Origin of the sequence: Pseudoalteromonas sp. CNAT2-18.1 (genome assembly GCF_022347865.1) — a bacterium.
Lineage (GTDB): Bacteria > Pseudomonadota > Gammaproteobacteria > Enterobacterales > Alteromonadaceae > Pseudoalteromonas > Pseudoalteromonas ruthenica.
Window position 1 is genome coordinate 19,149 of the sequence record NZ_JAKRFR010000002.1, and the last position, 12,135, is coordinate 31,283.

General features: G+C 46.9%; 14 protein-coding genes. 8 read left to right on the forward strand and 6 right to left on the reverse strand.

From position 1 onward, the window contains the following. Positions 1 to 31: 31 nt before the first annotated feature. The gene (locus MHM94_RS03480) at positions 32 to 946 is read right to left on the reverse strand and encodes a M14 family metallocarboxypeptidase (RefSeq protein ID WP_235419137.1); all 915 of its coding nucleotides are present in this window, start codon (positions 944 to 946) and stop codon (positions 32 to 34) included. Positions 947 to 1,034: 88 nt separating this feature from the next. Beyond that, positions 1,035 to 1,454: a hypothetical protein gene (locus MHM94_RS03485; RefSeq protein ID WP_045978637.1), complete on the reverse strand. Its 420-nt coding sequence runs from the start codon at positions 1,452 to 1,454 to the stop codon at positions 1,035 to 1,037. A 184-nt stretch (positions 1,455 to 1,638) separates the two neighbouring features. Between MHM94_RS03485 and MHM94_RS03490 the strand changes: the two genes are divergently transcribed. From MHM94_RS03490 to MHM94_RS03510, 5 genes are all read left to right on the forward strand, one after another. Next, positions 1,639 to 2,196 (forward strand): MarR family transcriptional regulator, encoded by a 558-nt coding sequence (locus MHM94_RS03490; RefSeq protein ID WP_151172903.1) that lies wholly within the window; start codon positions 1,639 to 1,641, stop codon positions 2,194 to 2,196. Positions 2,197 to 2,483: 287 nt separating this feature from the next. Further along, positions 2,484 to 4,643 carry a prolyl oligopeptidase family serine peptidase gene (locus tag MHM94_RS03495; RefSeq protein WP_235419136.1) on the forward strand — a complete coding sequence of 720 codons (2,160 nt, stop codon included), beginning with the start codon at positions 2,484 to 2,486 and terminating at the stop codon, positions 4,641 to 4,643. A gap of 66 nt (positions 4,644 to 4,709) precedes the next feature. Then, entirely contained in the window at positions 4,710 to 5,237 is a 528-nt protein-coding gene (locus MHM94_RS03500; protein ID WP_235419135.1) for a GNAT family N-acetyltransferase, read from the forward strand. Positions 5,238 to 5,335: 98 nt separating this feature from the next. Then, positions 5,336 to 5,899, forward strand: a complete 564-nt coding sequence (locus MHM94_RS03505; protein ID WP_152440616.1) for a cytochrome b — start codon at positions 5,336 to 5,338, stop codon at positions 5,897 to 5,899. Further along, positions 5,892 to 6,470 (forward strand): YceI family protein, encoded by a 579-nt coding sequence (locus MHM94_RS03510; protein WP_235419134.1) that lies wholly within the window; start codon positions 5,892 to 5,894, stop codon positions 6,468 to 6,470. Before MHM94_RS03505 ends, MHM94_RS03510 begins: the two co-directional genes overlap by 8 nt. 10 nt (positions 6,471 to 6,480) lie before the next feature. Here the strand turns inward: MHM94_RS03510 and MHM94_RS03515 are convergent, their stop codons facing one another. After that, a complete protein-coding gene (locus MHM94_RS03515) occupies positions 6,481 to 7,377 on the reverse strand; it encodes a TIGR02285 family protein (RefSeq protein WP_343224262.1) in 897 nt (298 codons plus the stop codon). A 104-nt stretch (positions 7,378 to 7,481) separates the two neighbouring features. Here MHM94_RS03515 and MHM94_RS03520 point away from each other — a divergent pair, with 104 nt between their 5' ends. After that, positions 7,482 to 8,021, forward strand: coding sequence for a dienelactone hydrolase family protein (locus tag MHM94_RS03520; RefSeq protein ID WP_235419133.1), 540 nt, complete (start codon positions 7,482 to 7,484; stop codon positions 8,019 to 8,021). On the opposite strand, the gene MHM94_RS03525 is transcribed toward MHM94_RS03520, so the two are convergent. Beyond that, a complete protein-coding gene (locus MHM94_RS03525) occupies positions 7,993 to 8,841 on the reverse strand; it encodes a hypothetical protein (RefSeq protein WP_235419132.1) in 849 nt (282 codons plus the stop codon). The two genes, MHM94_RS03520 and MHM94_RS03525, sit on opposite strands and share 29 nt — an antisense overlap. Before the next feature lie 101 nt (positions 8,842 to 8,942). On the opposite strand from MHM94_RS03525, the gene MHM94_RS03530 reads away from it, so the two are divergent. Next, the gene (locus MHM94_RS03530; protein ID WP_235419131.1) at positions 8,943 to 10,142 is read left to right on the forward strand and encodes an isocitrate/isopropylmalate family dehydrogenase; all 1,200 of its coding nucleotides are present in this window, start codon (positions 8,943 to 8,945) and stop codon (positions 10,140 to 10,142) included. Here the strand turns inward: MHM94_RS03530 and MHM94_RS03535 are convergent. Then, positions 10,116 to 10,505, reverse strand: a complete 390-nt coding sequence (locus MHM94_RS03535) for a hypothetical protein (protein WP_022943624.1) — start codon at positions 10,503 to 10,505, stop codon at positions 10,116 to 10,118. The two genes, MHM94_RS03530 and MHM94_RS03535, sit on opposite strands and share 27 nt — an antisense overlap. A 101-nt stretch (positions 10,506 to 10,606) precedes the next feature. Continuing rightward, positions 10,607 to 11,542, reverse strand: a complete 936-nt coding sequence (locus MHM94_RS03540) for a LysR family transcriptional regulator (protein WP_235419130.1) — start codon at positions 11,540 to 11,542, stop codon at positions 10,607 to 10,609. 163 nt (positions 11,543 to 11,705) lie between these two features. On the opposite strand from MHM94_RS03540, the gene MHM94_RS03545 reads away from it, so the two are divergent. Beyond that, positions 11,706 to 12,104, forward strand: a complete 399-nt coding sequence (locus tag MHM94_RS03545) for a hypothetical protein (protein ID WP_235419129.1) — start codon at positions 11,706 to 11,708, stop codon at positions 12,102 to 12,104. Positions 12,105 to 12,135 lie beyond the last annotated feature (31 nt).

Genomic DNA, 12,135 nt, shown 5'->3' on the forward strand with positions numbered 1-12,135 from the left:
GATGTGACCCTTTTTTACGCCAAGTGCCAAATTACAATGCGGCAACAAAGGCAATGGCGCTATTGGCCGCCGCCACTTGGGCATCGATGCAGTTTTGCTCAGTTGCCTGCGGGCTATCTGGGTACACCTCCGTAGTCGTGACGTAAGGCGCTGGCGTTAAGCCCATGCACAAACCTAATTTACGTCCAGCGTATTCAATAACACCAGGTTGCACCAAATCAGCGCCGATAAGCTGGTTATTCTCATCGGCAGGGGCAATGTGTGTGACCTTGGCCACGGCATCGATAATGGCGCGCTGAAATGACGCTTGCGGACGCTCGCTGTCGGCGACAAGGTAAAAGCCATCAGGGATATTCCAATTATGGTTTACGATTCCTTCGCGTGCGGCAAGTGCTGGACGGAACTCGGAATTATCGCTGTCAGTGGTTTCGTGCAAATCAATATGCAGCAGAATGTCGCTACTAAAAGGAGCGATAAAGTCTAACAACAACTGCGCTTCAGGCACAACAGAGCCTTCAAAGAATGAGCGGTTCGGATCATTGGCATCGGGGTTCCAGCGGTTGATCGTCTCGTAACCCCAAGGGCTGATGCAGGGCACAACGAGAATATTGAAGTTAGCGCTTTGCGTGTGCTCAACCTGCTTGGCAAAGGCGAGAGCGCCTTGAATACCACTACTTTCATAGCCATGCACGCCACCGGTCACTAAGGCGATAGGGCGGCCTTTTTGCCACTGCTTATGCTTTAGTGCGAACAAGGGGTAACTTTGCTCATAGGGCAGTTGCCCATACTCAATGATATCCCAGTTGTCGGCTAGTGCCTTAACTTTCGTTACCACTTCATCGGCGTAGCTGCGCTGAACAGTTTGCTGTGCTTGCCATTGTTGACGGTGTTCGCTCGACCATGGTTGCCCGGCGATACCAATTGGATATGTGTGTTGCTCGCTCATAACCCTTCCTTAAACTCTATGGTGATGAGCGCAGCTTAGAGAGGTGTACGTGAAAGTCAACTCTGGCGAGCTGACTTGCACATTCATGTTAACTGCCCAGCACCAAGGGATTAAGCTGCTGTTTTACATATCGCAGAGCTTCATCATAACAGCTGAAGATGATATCGCGGGTGTTGCCTTCTAAATGCAACGATTGACGTACCTTGTCTAGTTGGCTAATGGCAATCGCCGAGTCAATCACAAAGGCCGAAGCTTGACACCCATGAGCACGCATGTGCTTAGCCAGTGCAATCATCTTTTGCTGCGCATCTGGGGTTGCGGCGCTTAAACGCTGAGAGTTGCTAATGTAACCCCAATGGGTCAACGCGCTGTCGTTGATGATTGATTGCAATTGCGATGCGAATGATTCGAGCATGCGGCCATTAATCGCGCCGACAAAAGACGCCGTGACGATTTGTTCTTGTAAGCTGAGCTGATACGAACCATTTGTACCGTTGTAGTTAAACATTCACACTCCTTTTTGAAGAGGCGAGATTTTAATCAATTTACTAGTGATGTAAAGAGGAAAAACGACTATTTTGTCTAAAATTAATACGATTTCTTTGTGGTTTACTCAGGGTTAACATTCACACTTGCGCTACACCCCATAAATGCTGATAATTTCAGAAAATACAGAAAATAAGGCAGCGCGCATGGAATTGACTGAAAAGATGCAAGCATTCGTCATGCATTGCGGAGAGATGGGAAGCCGCTGGGGGTTTAATCGCACAATAGGGCAAATGTACGCGCTCTTGTTACTCAGTGAACAGCCACTCAGTGCGAATGAGCTTTCGCAGACGCTTCATATTTCCCGTGGTAACGTCAGTATGGGCATTAAAGAGCTCAATTCGTGGCAGTTGATCGCCACCAAACATAAGCCAGGGGATCGTAAAGAGTACTATCAACCAGCAGGGACGATTTGGCAAATGGCTAATCGCGTATTTGAGCAGCGCCAAAAACGCGAAATTGACCCAACCTTAAGCCTGTTGCGCGATAACCTTCTTGATGAACCTAATAACCAGGCAGAGCAATACGCCCAGCAGCGTATGCTGGAAATTCATGATTTGTTGGAAATGATCACCCAGTGGGCCGGTGAACTGCAACGGTTAAGCCCTGAAAAACTCTCAACGTTGATGAAACTGGGAGCAGGGGTTACCAAAATGCTTGATATGCGTGACAAGTTCACTGGTAAATCGAATCCTGAAAGTTAGCTTGATTGAGTCAGCAGAGGGCAAGGCCGACGTACAGGATGATTATTCAAAATTACTCAACGATATAATTAACTGTCGCTATATAACGAAAAAGTTGAGCAAAAAAGCCAGTTTTAAGTTAATAATAAGTTAACAGGCATGCAACCAGCCAGATAGCCAACCTGAATACTCAGGTTGGTTTTCTTTTTTATAGGGCTTTTAAACGCGAAACTGTCTCGCTTCGCTGGACAATAGACAGCTAGAGCGCTAATTTAACTTCGATTCTAACAACAAAATACGAAAAAATTATGCTTAAAAAATCTCTCGCAGTTGCGGTATGCATTGCCCTAACAGGATGCAGCGAAAAGCCTGCTTCACAACAGCAAAATGAACAACTAGAACAGCCTGAAAAACAGGTCGCCCAGATAAACTACCCGGATACTCGCAAAGGCGACGTAGTCGATAGTTATTTTGGCGAGCAAGTTGCTGATCCCTATCGTTGGTTAGAAGACGATATGAGCGAAGAGACCGCTAAATGGGTTGAGGCACAGAACCAAGTCACTTTTGACTACCTCGAGCAAATTCCTTACCGAGACGAGCTAAAAGAGCGCCTTAAGACGCTAATGGATTACGAAAAAGTCAGCGCACCCTTTAAAGAAGGTGACTACACCTACTTTTACAAAAATGACGGCTTGCAAAACCAATATGTACTTTATCGTCAAAAAGGAGAGGGTGAGGCAGAAATTTTCCTAGACCCTAACACCTTTAGTGAAGATGGTACGACGTCGCTTGCTGGCATTAGCTTTAGTGAGGATGGCTCTTTAGCAGCGTATCAAATCTCAGAGGGCGGCAGTGATTGGCGTAAAGTGATTGTGCTTGATAGCGAGAGCAAAAAGCAGCTGGGTGAAACCTTAGTGGATGTTAAGTTCAGCGGTATTTCTTGGTTAGGCAACGACGGCTTTTATTATTCAAGCTATGACAAGCCAGAGGGCAGTGAACTGTCAGCAAAAACAGACCAGCATAAACTGTATTACCACAAGCTAGGTACGGCGCAAAAAGACGATCAACTCATCTTTGGTGGCACTGAAGCGCAAAAACATCGCTATGTTGGCGCAGCGGTGACCTCGGATGAGCGTTTCTTGGTTATTTCCGCAGCTGTATCTACATCAGGTAATAAGCTCTTTATTAAAGATTTGACAGATGAAAACAGTGAACTGGTCACGGTGATTGATGATATTACCTATGACACCAGTGTCATTGACAACGAAGGTGACACACTGTTTTTAGTGACCAACAAAGATGCGCCAAACAAGCGTGTGGTTACGGTGGATGCGAAGGACCCAGCTCCTGAAAATTGGCAAGACTTGATCCCTGAAACAGACAATGTACTCAACCTATCAAAGGGCGGCGGTTATTTCTTTGCCCGCTATATGGTCGATGCCATTTCACAAGTTAAACAGTTTGATAAAAGCGGTAAGCTAGTGCGAGAAATCGCGTTACCGGGTGTCGGCACGGCCTCTGGCTTTGGCGGTAAACAAGAGCAACAGACCTTGTATTACACCTTCACTAACTATAAGACTCCGGGCACTATTTTTAGCTTTGATGTACAAAGCGGAGAATCTCAGGTTTATAGAGAGTCAGGTGCTAAATTTGACCCCTCACAGTACGAGTCTAAACAGGTATTCTACACCTCTAAAGACGGCACTAAAGTACCCATGATCATCACCTATAAAAAAGGCACTAAGCTCAACGGTGAGGCGCCTACTATTTTATACGGGTATGGTGGCTTTAATATTAGCTTGACGCCGCGCTTTAGCGCCACAACGGCTGCATGGCTTGAGCAGGGCGGAGTATACGCGGTAGCTAATTTACGCGGTGGCGGCGAATACGGTAAAAAATGGCATAAAGCGGGCACCCAGTTAGAAAAACAAAATGTGTTTGATGACTTTATTGCTGCCGCAGAATTCCTTATCGATAACGACTACACCTCCAGTGAGCGCCTTGCTGTACGTGGCGGTTCAAATGGTGGCTTGTTAGTGGGGGCGGTAATGACCCAGCGCCCTGACTTATTCAAAGTAGCACTGCCAGCGGTCGGTGTTCTTGATATGCTGCGCTACCATACTTTCACCGCAGGTGCGGGATGGGCGTACGACTATGGTACGGCGCAAGATAGCAAAGAAATGTTTAATTACCTAAAAGGGTACTCACCGGTTCACAATGTAAAACCAGGTGTGCACTATCCTGCAACTTTAATTACCACAGGCGATCACGATGATCGTGTGGTTCCAGCGCACTCATACAAGTTCGCAGCAGAGCTTCAAGATAAGCACCAAGGTGAGAATCCAGTGATGATCCGCATTGAAACCAATGCCGGGCATGGTGCTGGCACACCAACCAGTAAAACCATTGAGCAATACGCCGATATTTATGGCTTTACTCTCTACAACATGGGTATTAAAAAGCTTTAATAATTTATCGCGTTATACACGTATCGAAGCCGAGCCTAGCGCTCGGCTTTTTTGGAGCACTAGAGCATGTCATTAATGGATTTTCACTCGTCTCGATTACAACATCAGCCATTGCGAGCAGCACATTGGCCAGTGTTTTATGCCTTACATCAACACCCCGAGGTGATGCGCTATGTGGCGGATATAGGGGATATTGATGAGGTGCAAGAACGCTTTCAACAACGTTTAAACCCTACGAGTATGCAGCCTTGTTGGTATACGTGGGCCATTGCAAAGCGAAGCGGTGAGCTTATCGGGGTCACGGGGTTTTATCGTCACAGTGAGCACCTAGCAGAGTTGGGATTTATGCTCCTACCACAATACCAAGGGCAAGGGTTGGGGAGTGAGTCTCTGCATGCGTTGCTTGAGCATGGGCACAGTCAGTTTAGTCTGCGCGAATATACAGCCACAGTTACTGCCGGCAATGAGGCGTCACGAGCGCTTTTATTAAAGCAGGGTTTCACTCAGCACTGCCAAGGCTATAACGGCTATTATATCAATGGCGAAGAAGTGGAGGATTGGCTATTTAAGCGCACTTTCAGCGATGGTGAATAAAGTTTTGTGCATATATGCACACTTAGCATTGCGCCAGCGCCATGTTTTTTTCTCAACGGCTGATTTAAGCTATTAGCAGTTATTAAGGAGAATGAGCGATGTTAAAAAATACTCAATATGGCTATGGATGGATAGCTATATTTCTGCACTGGTTAGTGGCTATAGCTGTGTTTGGGCTGTTTGGATTGGGCTTGTACATGGTTGATTTGAGTTACTACGACAGCTGGTACAAAGGCTCATTGGATTTGCATAAAAGCATCGGTATCACCCTAGCACTGGTGTTTGCGCTGCGCTTAGTGTGGCGCATTACCCAGGTGACTCCGCGCGCCGCTGATCCGACCTTGGTATGGCAAAACCGCCTAGCACACATCGCCCATGGGCTACTCTATGTGTTGTTAGCTGTATTACTGATGACCGGGTATTTAATCTCAACCGCAGATGGGCGCGGTATCGAAGTGTTCTCATTATTCACTGTCCCTTCAATGGGCGAATTCATTGATAACCAAGAGGATATCGCTGGATTGATCCATGAGTATGTGGCTTGGAGCTTAATTATTTTTGCTGCGTTACACGCCCTAGCGGCATTAAAACATCACTTTATTAATCGAGATCGTACTTTGACGCGTATGCTCAAAGCGACAAAAGGAGATAATCATGAATAAATCACTTACTAAACTTGCACTTGGTGCCGCTTTACTCACATCCAGTTCAGCCGCACTTGCTGCTGATTATGTGATCGATACCAAAGGGGCGCATGCCTTTGTTAATTTTAAAATTCAGCACTTAGGTTATAGTTGGTTATATGGCCGCTTTAATACTTTCTCTGGCGACTTCAGCTATGACGCTGATAAACCTAACGAGTCAAAGATCAATGTCGTGATAGACACCAGCAGTATTGATTCTAACCATGCTGAGCGTGATAAGCACTTGCGTGGTGAGGATTTCTTAAATGTTGGTGAGCACCCTAAAGCGACCTTCAAAAGCACCGATATCAGCTTTAGCGATGATACTAATGGTAAAGTAACGGGCGAATTTACCCTCAATGGTGTAACCAAAACCATTAGCTTCGATATAGAAAAAATTGGTGAAGGTGATGATCCATGGGGTGGCTACCGTGTCGGCTTTTTAGGGCATACCCAGCTAGCGCTTAAAGACTACGATATTGATTATAACCTCGGACCAGCATCGACTCATGTTGACATCGAGCTATCGATAGAAGGTGTACGTAAGTAATATTTTCGACTTACTGTGCTTTTAGCCGCGTTTGCAACTGTTGTTGTAAGCGTGGCTTCAATTGTGGTGGCAGCCAGCGCATCATTACTTGCTGGAAGCTATCGGTTGTTGTTATTTTTTCTAACGCGGTATCGATAATATCAATATGTTCAGATCCCAAGGCGGTATTGCTGCACCCCACGTAGCCGTGACTAATGGGCGCGACCTCGGCGATAGGAAAAATAGCCATTTGCTCTTTCACTCCCATTTTTGATGCCAAGTAGTAATGCTCGCTCGGGTAACCAACGAGCATATCGAGCCGTTCTTTGATCAACATATAAGTGAGGCTGGCGAGTACGTCTTTGCCCGGACGAGTGACTAGGCTACCGCGTGGACTGTGGTTGATGATGTGGTCAAGCTCTTTGCCATAAGAGCGGTTCATCGGTAGCCCTAACCGCAGGCCTTGCTCAGCCAGTAATTGGCTCAGCGATACCGGCTCACCTTCTACCAACCCTAACGTATTAGCAAGCTCCTTACGCATCACCAATGCAGGAGAAAGTCCCACAGTTGAAGCGTTATTAGTGAACAACAGCTTGTCCAGGCGACGCTGGGTTTTGTACAAGGATAATATGCAGTAGGTATTTTGCGGGTTGCTGAGCTCATGGATAGCACGACTGCCTGGGATATGCACATAGTCGAACCGGTAATTTGGCAGTTGTTGCTGCAACAGGGCGATGGTTTGCTCATCTCGCCCTTCACCTTGATGTGTGTCACTCATTATATAATAGGGGGCAAAGTCAAACACCAGCCAGTGTATCGTTTGGCGCTCATTTGCATATGCTGTGAGCGAGTGCACGAAGCCTAAGAGCAATATAAGTGGATACCGACGCAACATAAAGCTTACTGCATTTATTAATACCTTGTTCATTGAGTGTAGCAGCTTTGTTTATGTTTCAGAATCAAGAACATAAATAAATATAAACTTTATCAAGCTTGCTTTATAATCTTTGTTTGCCTAGCAGGGGGGCGATGATGGCTAAATTACTGTTACTCTCCGATATTTTTTCTAAAACGCAGGCGACGCAAGCGCTCGCCAAGAGCCTCGATGCGACATTACTATGTGCCAATGACACAGCGTTGCCAGCTACACAGCAACATCAAGCCTATCAGCAGTTCATTGCAAAAGGTGGCCACGATGAGTATTTGCGGCGTGTTATGCAGACCCTTGAGCGTTTTAGGCAGGTTGATGTCATTGGTTTTAGTGCGGGGGCAAGTGCCGCATGGCGCGCGATAAGTCAAAGTCGAAATGTCTCTCGTGCCCTGTTATTTTACCCAACGCAAATAAGGCATCATGTCGATTTAGTGCCAAGCTGTAACACGGACATTATTTTTGCTCGTCATGAAAGCGCATTTGACGTAAAACAGCTGATGGCGAAACTGTCACACCCGCGTATCCATTGCCATCGCAGTGCCTATGAGCATGGCTTTATGAATCCACTTGCATCGAGCTCCAGCGCTCAGGCACGTGATTACGGCAACGCTCTTATTGCCCAGTGGCGGCGCCCAGATTGACCTCGCTGATGGTTAAGCGCGCTATGTGGGCCTGTTTGATAGTAGGAAAGTCACGGCGCAGTCGATAGCGGCTATACAAATTTGAGAACACAGGTGTCTTTGCGATGCCATCAAGGGCACTGATAAATTCTTTGGCACTGCTGCGTGGGCGAAAGCAGCAGTGATTATAACGTGCAATGACATCGCTTAGCTTCAGCTTTTGGCGTGCGAGTTCACTCTCTACTTCAATAAAATAGCCCACGCCAGACCAATAAACACGTTGATAGGCTTGGCGTTGCCACATGGTAGCACTGACTTCACTAAGCGGCCCTTGCTGAATGCGTGTGTCAGCTTTACCGCGTGCTAACCCGGCTTGTAGGCGGTGTTCGAATTGCCCGCGATTGTATATTCCTGCATGGAGCATGGTGTAGTTTTGCATCAAAGTGGCAAACCCTTCGCTTAACCACCTATCTTCGGCGGGGAGGTAGGGCATGTATAAATGCGCCAACTCATGATAAATAGTCCAGTCTTTGCGTATACGCTTTATATCGGCAAAACGTCCAATTTCGAGCACCACTTGCACCGGTGGCCCGCGTTTTATCTCCCCCCAAGGCACAGCTTCAGTGGTAAACACAGGTTGACTGATGCTCACGTCAACATGCTTATAATTAAGGGCTCCAAGCTGTTTGTGGGTATTGTCTACTGCGGTATTTACCCACGCTTGTAGCTGTTGTTGGCGCTCATCACTTGCATAGCTTTCGAAGTTCAATTGCCAGTGCGTGTCTGCACTAGTGCAGGGAGTTAGAAAGGCGAAGACTATGATGGCAACATAAATGCGCATATTGATCCTATGAATGCTAAACAAAGTCACGGTTGATTAGCGAATTGTACTGCTGATTGTTATAACAAGATCTCTGTAAGCTGAACTTTATTACAATCATTATGATGCATAATTTCGAGGTGGGCTATATTGATGGCGATGGTATCGGCCCGGAGATAATGCCGTATGTACGCGCCGTGATTGATCAGGTGGTTGCGCTTACCTACCATGGTCAGTATGGCATTCACTGGCATGCTTTATTGCTCGGTGAGCAAGCGGCTAGAGAAGGCGATGGCGAGTGGTTTCCTGAGGCCACAATCACGCAGCTAAGAGCGCTCAAAGTAGCCTTAAAAGGGCCGATGAGCAGTGCCATTGGCGGTGGGTTTCGCTCCTTGAACATTGCTTTACGTGAAGAGCTCGATTTATTTTGCAATGTGCGTGTGATTAAAGCACTCGATGGTTTGCCAAGCCCTCTGAAAAACAGTGGCGCTATTGATATGATAGTCTTTCGTGAGTGCAGTGAGGATAGCTTTGCAAGTATTGAACTGGCTGCCCAAAGCAGTGATGCGTCACGTTTAATCGAGGTGTTGGAGCAGGAGTTAGGGTATTACAAGCTCCGCTTTGCTGATAACTGCGCCTTAGCGATAAAAAACTGCTCGCAAGCCGCGACCGAGCGACTGGTCGCGCAAGCACTCAGCTATGCCTTAGCGCATCATCGCACAAAGCTCACTATTGTACATAAAAGTAATGCTTGGCAGCTTACTGAAGGGCAATTCCAACGTTGGGCGCTGGCCTACCTGCAGCAGCACCATGAGGTTACGTTAAGTACCTGCAAGCAGTATTACCAGCTACGCAGCAACACAGGCCAAAGTATTGAAGTCGAGTTCATGATGCTCGATCGGGTAATGCAACGTTTACCGCAGTACGCATCAGAGTTTGACGTGTTGGTGTGTAATAATCTCGCAGGGGATTTGATTGCTGATTTAGGAGCGGCGCTGGTCGGGGGCGTAGGCATTATTCCCAGCATTAATTGTAATAACGAGATGGCTATCTTTGAGCCCAGTCATGGTCCATTTCGACGAATCGCAGGCCAGGGTGTTGCCAATCCTTGTGCAACGCTATGGGCGGGTGTGTTATTGTTACAACACTTAGGCCTGGAGCAAGCAAGTACGCGGTTATTTCACGCGCTTAAGCATGTTATCAGCCACTACCCGCAGTTGTTTCAACTCGACACCCGTACTCATAAACTGCCACAGGTGTCCACAGACGCGGTGATCACGGCGATTGAGCAATATCTAAGCCGCAATCGCGCCGCGCAGTAACTGTCGTGCCCGTAAACGCACCGCATCGGTATTGCCTAATTTCGGTGCCAGCCCTAACTCATCAAGCATGACAAATAAAATGCTTACGGGAACCGGACAATTGTCTTCATCGAGAATATCTGCAGCACGTGAGTCGACTTGAGCAGCGTTAGGATAGTGCTCGCGCAGCGCATCCAATGTTAAAGTATTATCGCCACAGGCACGACAATGGCCGCCAAACTCGTCATTCAGTTGTGCCAGTGCTTGGTAAAACTCTTCAATATGGATGGCATTGCCGCAAGCATTTAACTGAGCACGAATAAAGGTATCAAGATCAGCATTAATGTGGATGCAGTCATAGTGGGTGTAGTGTCGTTGTTGCATAGTTGCCTCCGTTATGGCTCATTTTGTCAGCGTCACTATAACTGTATGGGTGAAAGTGCTATTTATGAAATGGGTGGTATCCATTATTAGTATTGATGAAATCAATGTGCAAACTGCAGCAGTTGTTGGCGGAGCCAAATATGGGCATTGTTATGATGGACAAGCGGGCTCCAAAGCATGGATACACTGATGGGCACGATGGGAAAGGGCACCGGGCAAATAGCGAGTTTTTGGCTGCTCGTCGCGACCAGATGTTCAGCTAAGCGTTTCGGTAGCGTAGCAACAAGCTGAGAATGTTCGCACAGGCTCGGTATTAAACTATGTTGACGTGCGTACACACGGATATTCCGGCGCTCACCCAGTTGCATGAGTGCCTGATCAACCCAGCCAAGCTTTTGTGGCTCACGATTTTTGACCAAGGGTTCAGGCCCAAAACCACTGCGGTTAAGCCAAATATGTGGTGCTGATAAGTAGCTCTCCAAACAGGTATCCTGTTGTATTGGGTGTGATTGATCGCTCAGGCAACAGTAATTGTCGCGCCACAAGGTTTTTTGATGGAATGAAGACGGTAGACGCATGAAACGGTCTATAGCGATGTCTACCTGACCTTGCTCTAGTTCACTGAGAGTGACATCACTGGGATTAACTAAGTCTATGTGGATGTCTGCATAATGACAACAGAGCTCTTTGATCAGGGGTATCAACATCGAACTGACAAGAAATTCATTGGCCATTACTCGGAATGTGTGGCTACTTGTCTTGGCATCAAAAGGCTGCTGTTGTGACGTGATCCCTTGTGCGAGAGCGATGAATTGTTCGAGCTCGGGTTTGAGTGCCAATGCTTTTTGCGTGCAAAGCATGGTGCTGCCGCTGCGCACAAGAAGTGGATCAGCAAATAAGTCACGCAACCGCTTGAGCGCGTTACTCATCGCACTTTGGGTAAGAGCGAGGCGGTTTGCAGCCGCAGACACACTACATTCCTCTATCAACACGTTCAAATAGACCAGCAAGTTTAAATCAATTTGTCTTAGGTTCATGCTCAGGTCGCACCCCTTATTACTGCTGTTATTTACTCTAGCTTAGCCTACTGTATATAGCTAACTCACTAGAAAATAACGGCTATTTCCAGCAGTGATAGTGAGCAATTTTCACTTTTACCGACCCTTAAAGCGCCGTATCCTGTAAGAAAAAGGAAGGTTTATGTTGAAATATATTGTTGGAATTACGTGTGTATTTGTGGCTCATGTCACCGAGGCCCACCCGCTAGAGGGGAGCTGGCAATTTGTAAAAGGGGAGTATTACAGTGAGGGACAGGTGTTCTATGCTGAGGCTCCTGATGTGACTTCAGTAAAGGTCCTAAGTGGCGGCCACTTTAATTACATCACGCAAAAAAATGGCGAATTTCATTATGCCGCTGGTGGGCGGTATGAGATTACAGAAGATGCATTCATAGAGCATGTTGATTATGGCAACATTCCCTCTTTGTTAGGCAAAGAATTGGTTTTTGACTATGAGCTCAAAGAGCAGTTATGGCATCACACGCTTTATCAAGAAGGTGAACTGGTAGAGTATGAAGTATGGCAACGAGTTGCTCAGTGAGCACTAAAAAGGCGCTGTAATAGCGCCTTTT

What these genes read in the sequence shown, in the direction of transcription:
- MHM94_RS03485 (WP_045978637.1), bottom strand. Translation starts at nt 1,454, where the DNA reads ATGTTTAACTACAACGGTACAAATGGTTCGTATCAGCTCAGCTTACAA.
- MHM94_RS03495 (WP_235419136.1), top strand. Translation starts at nt 2,484, where the DNA reads ATGCTTAAAAAATCTCTCGCAGTTGCGGTATGCATTGCCCTAACAGGA.
- MHM94_RS03545 (WP_235419129.1), top strand. Translation starts at nt 11,706, where the DNA reads ATGTTGAAATATATTGTTGGAATTACGTGTGTATTTGTGGCTCATGTC.
- MHM94_RS03530 (WP_235419131.1), top strand. Translation starts at nt 8,943, where the DNA reads ATGATGCATAATTTCGAGGTGGGCTATATTGATGGCGATGGTATCGGC.
- MHM94_RS03500 (WP_235419135.1), top strand. Translation starts at nt 4,710, where the DNA reads ATGTCATTAATGGATTTTCACTCGTCTCGATTACAACATCAGCCATTG.
- MHM94_RS03510 (WP_235419134.1), top strand. Translation starts at nt 5,892, where the DNA reads ATGAATAAATCACTTACTAAACTTGCACTTGGTGCCGCTTTACTCACA.
- MHM94_RS03515 (WP_343224262.1), bottom strand. Translation starts at nt 7,377, where the DNA reads ATGAACAAGGTATTAATAAATGCAGTAAGCTTTATGTTGCGTCGGTAT.
- MHM94_RS03505 (WP_152440616.1), top strand. Translation starts at nt 5,336, where the DNA reads ATGTTAAAAAATACTCAATATGGCTATGGATGGATAGCTATATTTCTG.
- MHM94_RS03490 (WP_151172903.1), top strand. Translation starts at nt 1,639, where the DNA reads ATGGAATTGACTGAAAAGATGCAAGCATTCGTCATGCATTGCGGAGAG.
- MHM94_RS03480 (WP_235419137.1), bottom strand. Translation starts at nt 946, where the DNA reads ATGAGCGAGCAACACACATATCCAATTGGTATCGCCGGGCAACCATGG.
- MHM94_RS03535 (WP_022943624.1), bottom strand. Translation starts at nt 10,505, where the DNA reads ATGCAACAACGACACTACACCCACTATGACTGCATCCACATTAATGCT.
- MHM94_RS03540 (WP_235419130.1), bottom strand. Translation starts at nt 11,542, where the DNA reads ATGAACCTAAGACAAATTGATTTAAACTTGCTGGTCTATTTGAACGTG.
- MHM94_RS03525 (WP_235419132.1), bottom strand. Translation starts at nt 8,841, where the DNA reads ATGCGCATTTATGTTGCCATCATAGTCTTCGCCTTTCTAACTCCCTGC.
- MHM94_RS03520 (WP_235419133.1), top strand. Translation starts at nt 7,482, where the DNA reads ATGGCTAAATTACTGTTACTCTCCGATATTTTTTCTAAAACGCAGGCG.